This window comes from Pseudomonas sp. 31 R 17, from assembly GCF_900004915.1.
Taxonomy (GTDB): domain Bacteria; phylum Pseudomonadota; class Gammaproteobacteria; order Pseudomonadales; family Pseudomonadaceae; genus Aquipseudomonas; species Aquipseudomonas orientalis_A.
This window is the reverse complement of sequence record NZ_CVTN01000086.1, coordinates 16070-31839: the sequence shown is the minus strand read 5'-3', so window position 1 is coordinate 31839 and position 15770 is coordinate 16070. Positions and strand designations below refer to the sequence as shown.

Sequence of the window (15770 nt, the reverse complement as noted above, 5' to 3'; positions counted from 1 at the left end):
CATTTCGCCCACGAAATTCAACAAGGCGAAATGTACTGGGCCATGGCCCAACTGTTCATGCAACAAGGCCCGCAAGCCCTGCCCACCTTCCCCCGCCCACCTCGTGACTGGAACAACGAAAACGTGACCTTCAATCTCGCGCGCCGTTTAGCACCCAAGGTGCGATGGCCGACAGAAATAGACCTGGAGTCACGCACCGCGCCCTGAATGCAAACCATCAACTGAAGCAGCCTATATCCCTCCCGACCTGGAAGAGGCCAACGCCGTCTACATCCACACCGTATCGCCTCATGCCCAAGACAGCGACGACTCCAACTACAACCAATTGATCAAGACCAGCCTGTCTTGCCGCAAGGTCAGTTGGAGTCATGTTGTGGCCGACACTGAAGCTTCGCACGATTGGCGCAGACCGGCGGCAGCGGGTTAAGCGCGCCCATTGCGCCGCTGCGGGGCGATTCCTTCCGAGTGGTCTCGTTCACCCTTGAAAAAGGCCTCTCCCAGCCCTTCAAACTCGAACTGGAGCTGGACATCTCAACGAAAACGATGAAGTGCTGCGCCCCCACGTGGTTCTGCACAATCACAGCGCTACTCACCCGGCCTTGAAAGATCGCTCCTACACCTTCGCCAAACACTTCCGACAGCCCCATCCGAAAAACCCAACAGTCACGAAAAATGACGAGCCCTTTTCCAAAATAGACGTTATGTATTCAGCTGATCAGGGCAAGAAGCCCACATTTCCATTCATCTCATGAAGAACCTGGATCATGCTGAATACTTCGTTTTTCCCCTCACTGCTTACTGCGCTCGGCACAGCCCTGCGCCCCCAACAGCTCAGCCGAGAGGAAGAGCGACTGATCCGCTACTACCGTTTATTGTCAGAACAGGATCGTGAAGCTGTGCGCTGTCTGTTCTTTGCGATCAAGGAAACCAGCCGAGCCGAACAGCCGAAGCGGTAGGCGGTGACACAGGACACGATTTTGACTTTCAGGTGTTGCGAGCGATCTCGCTCAAAACCTGCAATGCTGAATCGAAAGAGCTGGCATAACCCAATTCAGCACTGCTTGGATTCACAGCGCACTACGACGTCAAATCTTCCGGCGGGCCCGCCCCCCGCTAAGACTGAAGACCAGCTCATCACCTCGACCTAGAAAGGTGCTTTGCGATCAACAGGCATTGCGCACGAGTCAACGCTGATCGCGGGGATTGATACCCTTCCCGCCCAGCTCGTACGCCGACGGATTCTCATCAAGTTGCATAAAGCCGCCAGTGAAACAAGCGCCTCGTCAGAAACGCTCTCTCAACACAACTTTTCGTAGCAGCGCACTGGCAAATGGGCGCATTGAGCAATACCCTGCCCGTACCGACCCAACGTTACGAGCTGAAACATGTCAGGGATTGCCATATTTGAAAGCCCACGTTGGCTACGAGATCTTCTCCGCTTCTTGCCGCTGAAGAGCCAATTCGTCCTGTCCGGCAACATCCGGGACCTGCAGGCCAGTGAAGTGACGCCCGGCACGGTGACCGCGCAGAGCTTCAACCAAACCCTCTGTAATGCCCTGCTCGATGCTGGCTACGCCCAGGTCATCGCTTGGGATCCCGTGTCCGGTTTTCGGGTAGTCGACAAACCCGGCTGCGCCCCTGAAGCCGGCCAGACGTTGCTTCAGGAACTTGGCCTGACTCCGGTAAATGGCGCAGCACCCGCAGGTATCGATCTGCTGGGCGCTACCCTGCCACGGCTGGTGGGTCGTGCTGGCGAACCTATCGCGCTGATCATCGATTTCGCATCACGCCTAGTGGTTCGCAACGACTCCCTCAGCGCGGCTGAACACCAGCTCTTCACCCAGGCCCTGGTGCAATCCCATCAGGCTCGCAGCCGTCCGGCCACAGAGTTGCGCAAACCGTTCTTCAACTCCGTGCTGTGGCTGGTGGAAAAAGAAGGCGATTTGCCCGACTGGTTGCTGGTCGACAACCCGCGCCTGCGCCACATTCCCGTGTCCAAACCCGATCAATTGTCCCGCCGTGCATTGGCACCAGCGCTCCTCAAAGGGCTCAGTGGCAGCCAGGGTGCCAGCGAAGTAGTCATGCATCAGGCTGTGGAAGCTTTCGTCCAGAACACCGAGGGATTGCTGCTGCTCGATCTCAGCGCCATTGCGCAACTGGCGCGGGTCGAGGGTGTAGCCATGGAGCAGATTGCCGATGCGGTGCGCCGCTACAAGATCGGTGTCACCGAGGACCCGTGGCTGAAGATCGACCGTCAGCGTATCCGGCATGCCGAAGCGCTCGTCCACCAGCGCGTCAAAGGCCAGGAGCATGCAGTGACGCACATGCTCGACATCGTCAAGCGTGCGATGACAGGCGTCGGCGCCAGTCGCAAGGGCAACCGTCCACGGGGCGTAGCCTTTCTCGCGGGGCCGACCGGCGTGGGCAAGACCGAACTCGCCAAAACGATTACCAGCCTGCTGTTCGGCGACGAAAGTGCATACATCCGCTTCGACATGTCAGAGTTCAGCGCCGAACATGCCGATCAACGCCTCATCGGCGCACCGCCTGGCTACGTCGGCTATGACGTCGGCGGTGAGCTGACCAATGCTATCCGCGAGAAGCCTTTCAGCGTGGTGTTGTTCGATGAAATCGAAAAAGCCCACCCACGGATTCTCGACAAGTTCCTGCAGATCCTCGACGACGGAGTGCTGACTTCAGGCCGCGGTGATCGGGTGTACTTTTCAGAGGCCCTGATCGTGTTCACTTCCAACCTGGGAATCTATCGCCAGGGCGACAATAGCGAACGCGTTGCCAACGTCCTGCCGGGCGAAGCCTTCGAGCAAGTCCAGGACAAGGTGCACAGCGAGATCGACCGGCATTTCAAGCTCGTGCTCAACCGGCCGGAAATCCTCAATCGAATCGGCGAGAACATCATCGTCTTCGACTTCATTCGCGAAGGCGTTGCAGCGCAGATCTTCGAACAGATGGTCAACGCCACCTTCGACGATCTGCAGGGACAGAACCGGTTTATAGAATTGGCCCCCCAGGCACGCCAGACACTGCACAACCTCTGTCTGCAGGACCTGTCCAACGGTGGCAGGGGCATCCGTAACCAGTTAGAGGTACGCCTGCTCAATCCCCTGTCGCGGGCGCTGTTCGATCAGGACGCGCAACCGGGCGAGCACTTCACGATCACCGAGTTGGACATCACCGGACTGAAGATGGAACGTCGCTGAACATGGACCTTAGCCTGTCACGGATGCATTTTCCGGTCACAACCCTAGGCCCGGGGCGGCGTATTGGTATCTGGTTCCAGGGTTGCAGCATCCGCTGTCCAGGCTGCATTTCTGCCGATACCTGGGGGCCAGGGCACCGACGATTGTCGCTTGAGCAACTGATTAAACAGATAACCCCGTGGCTGCACGAGGCCGAAGGAATCACCATTTCCGGAGGGGAACCGTTCGACCAGCTCGACGCCCTGCGATCGCTGCTCGAAGGCCTGCGTCGGCTCAGCGAGCTCGACATCCTGGTCTACAGTGGCTACTCCCTGGAGCAACTCGACGAGCCGTTGCTACAGACCAAGGGCTTGATAGATGCCTTGATCAGCGATCCCTATATCGAAGCACTCAGTCAGACCGTGGCCTTGCGCGGCAGCGATAACCAACGCCTGAGCCTGCTCACGCCACTGGGCCGGGCACGCCTGGGTCAGTACGAACGCCTGCTAGAACCCACCGACAAGGCGCTCGACTTGATGTTTGACGAAAATGGCAGCGTCTGGATGGCCGGCATCCCACGACGTGACGACCTATTGCGCTTACGCGATCTGTTGCATGAACAAGGCCATCATTTACAAATCAGCGCACACGCGTCGCGACGCCGCTGAGTGGAGCAAACCTCATGATACGTTTCTGCCCCAACTGCAAAACCGAACGCACCCTCCAGGAAATGTTCTGCGAAGGGCTTATTCAGGAACGACCCTGCGGTTGGGACCTCGCTGGCGAACCCATTCATGCCGCCGGTTGGCGGCCGCAAGCCGTCGTCACTGAGGAGCCCCTCCCGCAGGTCAGCCCGACTCAGGGGAATGCCCCTGATCTGCTCTGCGAAAATGGTCACCCGATGGTCGATGGCGACCTGATGTGCCTTGAGTGTGGCAGCTCACCTGCGCAAGACTCCCAGCCAGACAGCAGCGAACCAGAGGCCCCCACCCAGACCCTGATCGATGGCTGGCGCCTGATCCGTCAGATCAGCAGCACCGACGGTGTGCGAGAACGATACCTCGCCGAGCACGAGGAAACCGCACAACAGGCGGTCCTGACCCTGTATCGACCCGGCGCCGAACCGGACCCGGCGATCTATGATGTGATCCGTCGACTGCCACGCGCGCACGTACCCGAAATCATTGCCACCGGCCGCTGGGATGACCGTGCCTATGAGGTCATTGAAGAACTCACCGGCGGGACCCTGGCAGAACTTGGCAGCGTAATTCGCGACAGCGCCAGCGTGCACCATGTGGTCAACGAACTGGGCCTCGCGCTGCATGCTTTCAACGAGGCCGGCCTGCGCCATCGTGACCTGCGCCCAGCCAGCCTGCTGGTACGTTCCCGCGAACCGCTGGACCTGGTCATCAGCGGCTTCGGCTCGGCACGCCTGTCCGAGTTCGACCTGGACATCGTGTCGCCACTGGAAACCAGCCGTTACATGGCGCCCGAAGCCATCGCGGGCGGCGTTGCGGCTGCCTCGGACTGGTGGAGCCTGGGCATGATCCTGCTTGAGCAACTGACCCAGGGCGCCTGCTTCGACGGCATCAACGCCAATGCATTTCTTATTCACGTGCTGGCCAACGGAGTACCGATCCCCGACGACCTCGACCCGCGCCTGAACCTGCTGCTGCGAGGTCTGCTGGCACGCGACCGTCATCAGCGCTGGCAATGGCAGCAGGTCGAAGGCTGGCTCAACGGTATTGCGGTCGAGGCTCCGGCCTCTTCCGTCCAGCAAACGGACGATGGTGAAGGCGCCATCCTACTGCTGGGCGATCGCCGCTTCCACAAGCCCGGCGTATTCGCCCTGGCGGCAGCCCAGGCGGATAATTGGCAACAGGCTCTGGACCATTTGCTGCGCGGTGTGATCGTGACCTGGGCCGAGCAGGTCAGTCTCGCCCCTTCTCTGGTCGCCGGCTTGCGTCAGGTCGTTCAGCACGAAGGGATTGAGGACGATTTCCGTCTAATGCTGGCGCTGAGAATCCTCAATCCGGAAATCCCGTTGATTCATCGTGGCGACATCGTCACACCAGGATGGCTACTGGAGCACCCACTGGAAGGCTATCGCCTGATCAGCGGGTCGGTCCCGGACCTGCTTGAGCAATTGCAGACCGACAACTGGCTGTCGCGTCTCAAATCCCGCGCCGAAAACGTACGCCAGCGTGCCCTGCACCAACACATCGAGTTGGTCGAAGAGCAACTGCGGATATTCCTGCTATCGACCTCGCGAGCCAAGCTGTCCACGCAATGGCAAGAGCGCCAACGCCTGTTTCCAGACACCGACCATCCGGGACTGAGCTCTCTGTCGGAGCGCCGGGTGATCGCAGAAGAAGACCTGATCGTGCTGCTCAGCGCGGCGATCAGTCAGTTCCGTTCGGGGTCCTCAATCGTAGAGGCCGCCGCCGAGCTGGCCAGGGCTGCCGATGTCGGTTGGTTCGACTCCGAAGCGGCAACCCAACTGCTGTTGCATTCGCGACTTGAGCTGTACCGAAGTGTCGATGAGCGCATCCAAGGCTTTGCCCGTTGTGGCGTGCCGGTAGTGGACGAGTGGGCCGAGAAGTTCCGCCTGGAGCGACGTATGCCGTTGGCTCAGGCATTGGTGTTGCTGGCTATTCCGTCCAGTCATTGGCTGGAACCACAGAAACAGCAGTACGTCTCACAGATCCTCGACTTCTTCGAGAAGAAGGTGGTGACCGCAGTGATGCGCGGGCCACTTGTGCGTATGAGCATCGGCAAGACCACCGCACGGGTCGACATCAGTGAACTGAACAGCGAGCGCAGTCCGGCCGCGGCTTTGCTCGATCACCTGCTGCAACGTAATGCCCGGGCAGTGAGCCTAGACCCAGAGAGTTTTCAGCTCAACGGCCAGCTGGAATCGCGCCTGCATGCCCTGTACCGGCAAAGCGCGCTGTACAAACGCGACACCGGCATCGACGGCCTGTACCTGGGCTTCCCTTTCCTGCTCAATCGCGACCCTCGCGGCACCACGCGTACACGGATTATCCCGCTGCTGCTATGGCCAGTGAAGCTGCTGCTGGAACTGGGTTCTCGTGGTCACGCCGCCTTGGCGTTTGACAGTGAGCGCGAGGAAGTGCGGCTCAACCCCGCGCTGGAAAGCGTGCTCGGCGCCGAAACATGCAAACGCTGGCGCAAGACCGCCGATGAACTGCTGGGCCGCTCGTCAATTCGTGCGGCGGATGTGATGGATGCCTTCGGCATGCTCGCCACCATTCGCTCACGCGCCCTTGGCAACCTGCCCGCCAGCGCCGTGGAGATCGCGCCCTATCAAGACGAGCTGGACTGCGCGGCGGTGCTGTTTCACGTGACCTTCATGGGGCAAGCCATCGGAGAAGACCTGCGCCAACTGAAAACCCTGTCCCCCGCCGGTACCGGTCTGGAAACGGCATTGCGCCTCAAGACTGCCGACGAAACCGCGCCCGAGGCACCGCCAGGCGAGCTGCAACGCTACTTCACCGTGGCCAGCGACCCCTCCCAGGAAGCGGCCGTGATCCAGGCCCGACAAAGCCCGGGACTGCTGGTCGAGGGACCGCCCGGAACCGGCAAGAGCCAAACCATCGTCAATATGGTCGCCGACGCCATCGGCCGCCAGCGCAGCTTGCTTATCGTCTGCCAGAAGCATGCGGCGCTTGAAGTGGTGTACAAACGCCTGGTCGCCGAAGGCCTTGGCCAACGCATCGTCATGCTCAATGACGTCAACCGCGACCGAGAGCCCGTCATCCGCGGTATTCGAGAACAACTGGAAAGCCTGTTCACGAACGGCAGCCAGACGCAGGGCTGGCAGCGCCAGCGCGAACAGGTCGCGGCTCGCATCGAGGCCCTGGAGGGTGAGCTCGACCGCTTCCACCAAAGTCTGCATCGCCTGGATGAAAATACCGGCCTCAGTTATCGCAGGCTGCTCGGCGAGCTGATTGAATTGGAATCCGGCCCTGCCCCGCTCGAGTTTCCGGCCCTGCGCCAACGCCTGGCCTCCCTGGACCTCGCCAGCCTGACTCGCTTGGAAGAAAGCTGCGCTCCTCTGATTCGCCTGTGGTTGCCCGCACGCTACGAAGGCAGTCCATTGGCCCAGTTACAGTCGTTCGCCGCCGACCGGGCGACTTTGCAGGCTTTCACCGACAATCTGCACAGTTTCACCCAAGCCGAACACAACCGTCAGGCCACGCTGCAAGCACACCCTGCCAGCTTCGAAATCGACGACCCGGCGCCGTACCGTAACTGGATAGCGGCCCATGTCGCTGCCCTGCTCGACCTGACGCAAGAGCAACGTCTGCGCCTTGCGCGGTGGCTACCGCTTTTCCGCAGCCGCGAAGCGGGCCAACCCCCACGGGGCGAGTCGATTCTCGGTGAACTGCAGCAACTGGATCAGCAACTCGGCCAACTGGATCAGGACCACTACGTCCCCGCCTTGTCATCGGCACTCTGCCTGCTCGAAAACAAGGCCCTCAGGCATCTGGATCAAGACTGTACCAAGGTTATGGCTGCCCGATCCTGGTTGGCGAACATCAATCCGCTGCATCTACTGCGGCGCAAGCGACTGCGCAACTTCCTTCAGGGCCAGGGGGAAAGTCGTGTTATTGAAGCACTACCGACCCTACAGGCAGCCATCCGGATTGAAAGCCAGTGGCGACCTTTGCGCGCCGAGCTGACTACCCTGCACCAGGCGTTGGAACTGGAAGCTGTGAGTCGGCAAGCCTGCCTGGAATTGGTCAACTTCGTGAAGAGCGACATCCGCCACCTGCTGGAAATCCAGGCACTGGCCATCGCGTTGGCGCAATCGCCTCGCGCCCGGCAGGCCGACGAGGCCGCCCTCGCCGGCGACAAACAACATCTCGAGGCGCTGCTCAGCGATCTCGATGCTTCGCTGATGCGCCATGGCGTTCGCCAATCCAGCCTCGAGCAACTCAAGATACTCGGCGACTGGCTGGGCGACGAACTGGTGCAGCAGCTGCAGCACGCCATCGAGCACAATCTGAGCAATCAACTGTCTCTTGATCGGCTGCATGAAGCGCTGCCCTTCCTGGCCGCCTACCAGGCATTCCGCGGGCGCGCCGCTCAGTTGACAGCAGCCGACATGGAGCTGCTCGCAGTGCTGCGCCAACGCCAGGGAGAGTTGGACAACATTGCGCCCGAGCAGCTTGAAGCCGCAGTGCGGCGCCTGCTTAACCGCGAAGCTAGACTGGGTTGGAAACACCGCGTCGAGCAAACCAATCCCGAACTGCTATTCAGCCAGGACGAAGCCCGTGCCAAAGTCGCCAGCCTCGCGCAAGCCGATGCGCAGATGCGGCTGCTCAATCGCGAGCTGCTGGCCAAAGCCATCAACCTTGATCACCTGGGTAATCGCAAACAATGGGAGGATGTCACTCGCCTGACTGGCAAACGCTCACGACGCCTGCGCGAATTCATTGAACTGGGCAGTAACTTAGGCCTGATGAGCCTACGCCCGGTGTGGTTGATGAACCCGGACGTCGCCAGCCGTGTGCTGCCGCTCAAGGCAGGCCTGTTCGATACTGTCATCTACGACGAAGCCTCACAGATGCCGGTTGAGTTCGCCCTGCCGACCCTGTTCCGCGGCCAAGTCACTGTTGTCAGCGGCGATGAGAAGCAAATGCCGCCGACGGCATTCTTTTCCAGTCGCATCGAAAGCGACGAAGCCGAAGTGTTTGACGGCGACGAACCTGATGAAGACGCGGATGAGGAACAGCGCGCAGCGTTCGAAGACACTTGGAATCGTCGTGAGATCAAGGATTGCCCCGACCTGCTGCAGCTGGCGCGCAACGCTCTGCCCAGCACCACATTGCAAATCCACTACCGTTCGGCCTACCGTGAGCTGATCGGTTTTTCGAACGCGTCGTTCTATGGCAATCGCCTGAACGTTCCGGTCCGTCACCCGCAAGCGAGCATCCAGCGCGTCAAGCCGGTGGAGCTGATCCAGGTCGGCGGGCTGTATCAGAACCAGAGTAACGCCCAGGAAGCCGAACGGGTCGTCGAGTACCTGAACGAATTGTGGCACAAGCCCTACGACCAACGCCCCTCGGTGGGTGTCGTCACCTTCAACCGCAAGCAGGCCGACCTCATCGAGGAGCACTTGGAGCAGCGTGCAGAGCAGGATGAACTGTTCCGCGCCGCCTACGCCCAGGAGCGCGAGCGCAGCGAAGACGGCGAGGACATGTCGGTGTTCGTCAAGAACGTGGAGAACGTGCAGGGGGATGAACGCGACATCATCGTCTTCTCCTCCACCTTTGGCCGCAACAGCCAAGGCACATTCCGCCGTAGCTTCGGCGTACTGGGGCAGACGGGGGGCGAACGACGCCTGAACGTGGCGGTGACCCGCGCGCGGCGCAAGGTGGTGATGATCACGTCGATGCCAATCGCCGATATCTCCGACATGCTAAACACGCACCGCGCCCCCAACAGCCCGCGAGACTATCTGCAAGGCTATCTGGAATATGCTCGCGCGCTCTCCTCGGGCGAGTTCAGCAACAGCACCAAGTTGCTGGAGCGCCTGCAGACCGACCGTAGCAGCAGCCAGCGTCGTGAGCAAGGTCAGCAAAGTGATGGTTTTGTCAGGCTGGTCGGTGAATTCATTCATTCCCTGGGATGGCAGGCGGCTCCCGCCAGTGAAGGCGACGCTTTCGGGCTCGATTTCGCCATCGAGAATCCAGGCACGGGCCTGTACGCAATAGGCATCGAGTGCGATGCGCCTTGCCATAATCTGCTGGAACGTGCCCGCGCCCGGGAAATTTGGCGCTCGTCCGTGCTGCAGCGCGCCATTCCGCACATCCATCGTGTGTCGTCGCAAGCCTGGTATCACAGCGGCGACAGCGAACGCTCACGACTGCGTGAAGCAATCGAACACGCCATGCAAGCCGAGCAGCCGCCGCAACCCAGCCCTACTTCAGTTGATACGGAAATCTGCCAATGAGTGGTCCCAAGGTCGTTCGCATTGTTACCCGCGAAGAAATCATCGCCATTTGTGAAGGTCACATGCAACGCCTGGAACGCGCCGCGGACCGCTGGCAGACACAGGCCACAAGGCTTGGCGAACTCAGTGAACAGGAGCGCTCCGCCTTCCTGGAGCGACACACTCGCCTTCGCACTCTGCTGGCAGAAGACCAATTGGCGGAACTGCAGAAGACCGTACCAGTGGAAATCGAGCACCTGCGCCGTGACCTGGAGGACCGCGAAGAACGCGCGATAATTCGTGCCGCCGAGCGACGCCAACGCGACCGACGCGTCCAGGAAAACGCAGCAACCCTGCGTGACGCTTTGCAAGCCAAACCCGAAAGCGTCAATCAGGTCTTGCTCGAGGCCCTCTCACGATTGGCCAGCGGTGCCAGTCGGGAAGATGCCGAACGCCTGCTGGCCGAGGGTTTCGCCCACTTGAGCAAGGCAAACGAGGAGCCAACCCTGAGCGATACCCAACGCGCCCTGGCGCAGCAACTCAAGGTCGACGAACCCGAGGTTTCCCTGCGCGAATGGATTGCGGCCCGGGAACCGGATTCAACGCGCGACGTACGGCTGCTACGTATTGACCGCCACATCGTGGAGCTGCAACTGCTGCAAGGCGCTGAGCGTGCCGCGCCGTTCCTCTTGGCACTGGAAAGCGCTGAAACGGAAACCGATGCCAAGCGGCGCAACCTGCTGCTCGACAGCCTGGTACTCGACCTCGCCGCGTCTACCCGAAACTTCCATCGCCAGCGCGCGTGTCTCGAACAACTGCAGGATCTGGCCAGCGAAGTCAAAACTTACACAGGCACCGAACACGCGACCTTGCTCGATCATGTTGGCGCTTGTACAACCGACACCGAGCTCTCGGTAACCACCGGACTGATCGAGCAGTGTAAAACGCTTATCGCTTCCCACTTACAGGACCAGGCCACCCTCGCCCGCCGCAAAGCCGTGCTCAGCGGCTTGGCCAGCCTCGGCTACGAAGTGCGCGAAGGCATGGCGACTGCCTGGGCAGAAACCGGCAAGGTCGTACTGCGCAAAGCCGCTACACCCGGTTATGGAGTGGAAGTGGGTGGAAAAGCCGACAATGGCCGCCTGCAGGTTCGCGCTGTAGCCCTCAGCAGCGATCGCGATAGGGCACGGGATCGCGACATTGAAACCATCTGGTGCGGCGAATTCCGGCGACTGCAGGACTTATTGAAAGACAAAGGTAGCGAGTTACTCATCGAGCGTGCGCTTTCGGTAGGCGAAGTCCCACTTAAAGAAACGAATATTTCCGAGCCGAGCGTAGAAACAATTACTGCTCAGCAAAAGACACTTCATAAATGAACCGCTAACTACAGGCGCCTTGACCTCAATCGAACTCCAGCCCTTGAGGGTGTCCTTTTTGGAAACTGAACGTCCAAGACAGGGTCCGTTTTTGGCCGAAAGCATCCTATCGAAATGAGTGCGGGTATTTCTCAGGCACAAAAAAAGCCACTCATCTGAGTGGCTTTTTTCTGAATCTTGGAGCGGGAAACGAGACTCGAACTCGCGACCCCGACCTTGGCAAGGTCGTGCTCTACCAACTGAGCTATTCCCGCTTGGTGATGCGCATTCTATAGAATCTTCGGCACCCGTCAACCCCTTGATTCAAAAAAGTTTTATTTCTTTTCCACGGTGGTGCGCAGGTGAGGCCAGGCGGCGCGCAGGTATTGCAGCATGGACCACAGGGTCAGGCCTGCGGCGACCAGCAGCAAGGCGTAGCCGGTCAGGACCCAGAACGAGAAGTCCGATGGGTTGGCCAGCAGGATGACCAGCGCGAGCATTTGCGCGGCGGTTTTCCATTTGCCCATGTTCGACACGGCGACATGGGCGCGGGCGCCGATTTCGGCCATCCATTCGCGCAGGGCCGAGACGACGATTTCGCGGCCGATGATGACGGCGGCCGGCAGGGTCAGCCACAGGTTGCCGTGCTCCTGCACCAACAACACCAGGGCCACGGCGACCATGAGTTTGTCGGCCACAGGGTCGAGGAACGCGCCGAAGGGCGTGCTCTGTTCCAGGCGGCGGGCCAGGTAGCCGTCGAGCCAGTCGGTGGCGGCGGCAAAGGCGAATACCGAACTGGACGCGACGTAGCTCCATTCATAGGGCAAATAGAACAACAAAATGAAGATCGGGATAAGCAGGACGCGTAGAACGGTGATCAGATTAGGGATATTCATCGGCACAACTGGCTACGAGGTGAGAAGGCATTCTATTCGCTGTGCAGACTGGCATAAATCAATTCAGCGAGCTTTTTACTGATACCGGGTGCTTTGGCTATTTCGTCAATGCTGGCACGGGAGAGCTCCTGCAAGCCACCAAAATGTTTAAGCAAGTCGCGACGCCGCGTCGGGCCAACCCCTGCAACGCCTTCCAGGGTTGAGGTTCGGCGGGTTTTGCCGCGACGCGCACGGTGGCCGGTAATGGCGAAGCGGTGGGCTTCGTCGCGGATCTGTTGAATCAGGTGCAGTGCCGGGGAATCGCCCTTCAAGGTGAACTCATGGGCGGCATCATTCAAGTACAACGTCTCGAAACCGGCCTTGCGCGTGGCGCCCTTGGCCACGCCAAGCAGGATCAGGTCGGGCACGGCCAGTTCGTTGAGAACGTCGCGGGCCATGGATAACTGGCCCTTGCCACCGTCCACCAGGAGGATATCGGGCAACTTGCCCTCCCCGTCCTTCAACTTGCTGAAGCGCCGCGTGAGCGCCTGGTGCATGGCGGCGTAGTCGTCGCCGGCGGTGACGCCTTCGATGTTGTAGCGCCGGTAGTCGGCCTTGATCGGGCCTTCAGGGCCGAACACCACGCAAGAGGCCACGGTGGCCTCACCGCTGGAGTGGCTGATGTCGTAACACTCCAGGCGCTGCGGTGGTTCGTCCAGGTTGAGCACCTCGGCCAGGGAATCGAAGCGCGCGGCAACGTGCTGTCGATTGGCCAGGCGTGCGCCCAGGGCCTGCTCGGCGTTGGTCACGGCCAGCTGCTGCCAGCGAGCCCGGGTGCCGCGAACGCGATGGCTGATGTCCAGCTCGCGTCCGCGCAGTTCGTGGATCGCCTCGATCAGGGTCGGGAAATCCTCGTGGACCACATTGACGATAAGCTCCGACGGCAGGTCCCGCTCGGGGCTGCTCACATAGTACTGGCCGAGGAACGCCGCCATGACCTCGGAGACGTCTTCGTCGATGCCGGTCTGCGGGAAAAAATTCTTGCTGCCCAGCACTCGCCCGCCGCGCACGCTGATCAGGTGCACGCAGGCACCTCCCGGGTTGACGAACGCCGCAATCACGTCGACCTCGCCGGTGCCGCCTTCCATGCTTTGCTGGTCCTGGACGCGGCGCAGCAAGGAGATCTGATCGCGCAGTTCGGCAGCTTTCTCGAAATCCAGGGTACTGGCGGCGATCTCCATGGCCGCGGACAGCTCATCGGTGAGCGCGTTACTGCGCCCCTCGAGGAACATCACCGAGTGACGCACATCCTCGGCGTATTCGGCAGGTTCAACCAGCCCCACGCAGGGCGCCTTGCAGCGCTTGATCTGGTATTGCAGGCACGGCCGTGTGCGGTTTTTGTAGAAGCTGTCTTCGCATTGGCGCACAAAGAACGTTTTCTGCAGCAGGCTCAGGCTCTCACGAATGGCACCTGCGCTCGGGTAAGGCCCGAAATACTTGCCCTTCTGCTTCTTCGCGCCACGGTGAATGCTCAGCCGTGGGAAAGCGCCGTCCGACAAGAATACGTAGGGATAGGACTTATCGTCGCGCAGCAGGATGTTATACGGAGGCCGCCATTCCTTGATCAACGTCTGCTCAAGCAGCAGCGCTTCGGTTTCATTGGCGGTGATGGTGGTTTCGACCTGGGCGATGCGCGCGACCAGGGCGGCGGTTTTCGGCGCCAGACCGGTCTTGCGAAAGTAACTCGCCAGACGGCTTTTCAGGTTCTTGGCCTTGCCTACGTAGAGCAGGCGCGCCTCGCTGTCGAACATGCGGTACACGCCGGGGCGGCCACTGCAGGTCGAGAGGAAGGCACTTGGATCAAACGGTGTGGTCATGTCAGGCGCTGGCGTCCACCATGCCGTGACGCACTGCGAGCAGGGTCAATTCAACATCACTGCTGATGGCGAGTTTCTCGAAGATGCGATAGCGGTAGGTGTTCACGGTCTTGGGCGAGAGGCACAGTTTGTCGGAAATCGACTGCACCTTCTGGCAACCGACGATCATCAAGGCGATCTGGATTTCCCGCTCCGATAGCGCGTCGAACGGTGAATCGCTGGTGGGCTGGAAAGACTTGATCGCCAACTGTTGGGCAATCTGCGGGCTGATGTAGCGCTGCCCGGCAAATACCAGGCGAATGGCCTGCACCATCTCCGCCAGGCCGGCGCCTTTGGTGAGGTAACCGGCCGCCCCCGCCTGCAAGAGACGTGTAGGGAACGGGTCTTCCTCGCACACGGTTACCACCACAACCTTGATATCAGGATGGCTGCGCAATAATTTAGTCGTGGCACCAAGACCGCCGATACCCGGCATCTTGACGTCCATCAGCACCACATCGGGTTTCAACTCCCGGGCCTTGATCAGAGACTCCTCCCCCGACTCGGCCTGGCCGACTACTTGCAGGCCATCGATGTCAGCCAGCATTCGTGTAATGCCTGTACGAACGAGATCATGGTCATCGACTACTAGCACCCTAATCAAGCAGACACCTCGCGATATGGTCTTTATAGGTTGCTGACCACCTTAGCAAAAAACCGGGTCGCAGACCTAGCCGCTGGCATCATATATATGGAGTTTGACCGCTTGGCGCGCGGCCATCGGCGGGTGGAGGGCCGGATTTGCTGGGCAAAAGGTCAGGAATCCTGCGGGTGCGGCCTGATTTTTCCATTCCTGGAAAGGGAATGCTCGGCCAGGGTCGAGGTCAGGCGGCGGATTGCATCCTGGTCTTCCTTGAACATCGCCCGGTAATCAACCAGGACTTTCTCTTCAAGCTGGCTCAGGTTTTCCAGTTGAATCGGCGTGGCAGCCCCGGTCAACACGTACAGGATATCCACGCCTCTCTCGGCCACACGGGACAAATAGTCGGCCTTGGGCGCACGTCCACCACTTTCATATTTGCCTTGTGCGTTGGCTTCAACGCCTCCGATTTCACCAAAAACTTTTTGCGACAGGCCAAGTCGCTCTCTTTCCTGCCTCAAACGCGAACCGATTCCACTCATTTGGATGTATGATCCTATTTGGCACACCCCAAGAGGTGACACACTCATATCTTCGTTGAACGAACTTGAACGGTTTTGAACTATGCCCGGAATCCGCACTGCTGCACAAGCCAAGGCCTGGCTGGAACATCAGGGAAAGTCCGTTCAGGCATTCGCCCGTGAACACGGCGTCGATCCGGCAACCACCTATCAAGTGCTCGCTGGGCGCAAAAAGGGACGGCGTGGGGAGGCCCATAAGGTAGCGGTCCTTTTGGGCATGAAAGAGGGGATCATCCTTGCTGAGGCTGACGGCCAGAACGACGATCAGGAAGTCGGCTCCTGACCCAGTATGCGCTTATCAGGAT

11 protein-coding genes and 1 tRNA gene are annotated in these 15770 nt (G+C 60.1%); 7 read left to right on the top strand and 5 right to left on the bottom strand.

Going from position 1 to position 15770, the window contains the following annotated elements; all coding sequences use genetic code 11:
* The 6 genes from BFP89_RS25775 to BFP89_RS25745 form a co-directional block, all read left to right on the top strand.
* Nucleotides 1-207 (top strand): DUF6708 domain-containing protein (locus BFP89_RS25775; RefSeq protein WP_370671235.1); only part of this gene is annotated, 207 nt, incomplete at its 5' end.
* Between the two features lie 557 nt (nt 208-764).
* Nucleotides 765-956 carry a hypothetical protein gene (locus BFP89_RS25765; RefSeq protein WP_065888261.1) on the top strand — a complete coding sequence of 64 codons (192 nt, stop codon included), beginning with the start codon at nt 765-767 and terminating at the stop codon, nt 954-956.
* 429 nt (nt 957-1385) lie between these two features.
* The gene (locus BFP89_RS25760) at nt 1386-3218 is read left to right on the top strand and encodes an AAA family ATPase (protein ID WP_065888260.1); all 1833 of its coding nucleotides are present in this window, start codon (nt 1386-1388) and stop codon (nt 3216-3218) included.
* Between the two features lie 2 nt (nt 3219-3220).
* On the top strand, nt 3221-3865 hold the full coding sequence (locus BFP89_RS25755; protein ID WP_065888259.1) for a 4Fe-4S single cluster domain-containing protein: 645 nt from the start codon (nt 3221-3223) through the stop codon (nt 3863-3865).
* Nucleotides 3866-3879: 14 nt separating this feature from the next.
* The gene (locus tag BFP89_RS25750; RefSeq protein ID WP_065888258.1) at nt 3880-10179 is read left to right on the top strand and encodes an AAA domain-containing protein; all 6300 of its coding nucleotides are present in this window, start codon (nt 3880-3882) and stop codon (nt 10177-10179) included.
* Entirely contained in the window at nt 10176-11534 is a 1359-nt protein-coding gene (locus BFP89_RS25745; protein ID WP_256097388.1) for a hypothetical protein, read from the top strand. The genes BFP89_RS25750 and BFP89_RS25745 overlap by 4 nt, the downstream gene beginning before the upstream one ends.
* A gap of 178 nt (nt 11535-11712) precedes the next feature.
* Here BFP89_RS25745 and BFP89_RS25740 read toward each other — a convergent pair.
* From BFP89_RS25740 to BFP89_RS25720, 5 genes are all read right to left on the bottom strand, one after another.
* Nucleotides 11713-11788: transfer RNA gene (locus BFP89_RS25740), tRNA-Gly, on the bottom strand.
* Nucleotides 11789-11848: 60 nt separating this feature from the next.
* A complete protein-coding gene (gene pgsA / locus BFP89_RS25735; protein ID WP_003190391.1) occupies nt 11849-12409 on the bottom strand; it encodes a CDP-diacylglycerol--glycerol-3-phosphate 3-phosphatidyltransferase in 561 nt (186 codons plus the stop codon).
* A gap of 32 nt (nt 12410-12441) precedes the next feature.
* Nucleotides 12442-14265 carry an excinuclease ABC subunit UvrC gene (uvrC, locus tag BFP89_RS25730; protein WP_065888257.1) on the bottom strand — a complete coding sequence of 608 codons (1824 nt, stop codon included), beginning with the start codon at nt 14263-14265 and terminating at the stop codon, nt 12442-12444.
* Between the two features lies 1 nt (nt 14266).
* On the bottom strand, nt 14267-14908 hold the full coding sequence (gene uvrY / locus BFP89_RS25725; protein WP_017530522.1) for a response regulator transcription factor GacA: 642 nt from the start codon (nt 14906-14908) through the stop codon (nt 14267-14269).
* A 152-nt stretch (nt 14909-15060) separates the two neighbouring features.
* Nucleotides 15061-15426, bottom strand: a complete 366-nt coding sequence (locus tag BFP89_RS25720; RefSeq protein ID WP_065888256.1) for a helix-turn-helix domain-containing protein — start codon at nt 15424-15426, stop codon at nt 15061-15063.
* An 82-nt stretch (nt 15427-15508) separates the two neighbouring features.
* Between BFP89_RS25720 and BFP89_RS25715 the strand changes: the two genes are divergently transcribed.
* Nucleotides 15509-15748 carry a DNA-binding protein gene (locus tag BFP89_RS25715; protein WP_057704030.1) on the top strand — a complete coding sequence of 80 codons (240 nt, stop codon included), beginning with the start codon at nt 15509-15511 and terminating at the stop codon, nt 15746-15748.
* Nucleotides 15749-15770: the final 22 nt, after the last annotated feature.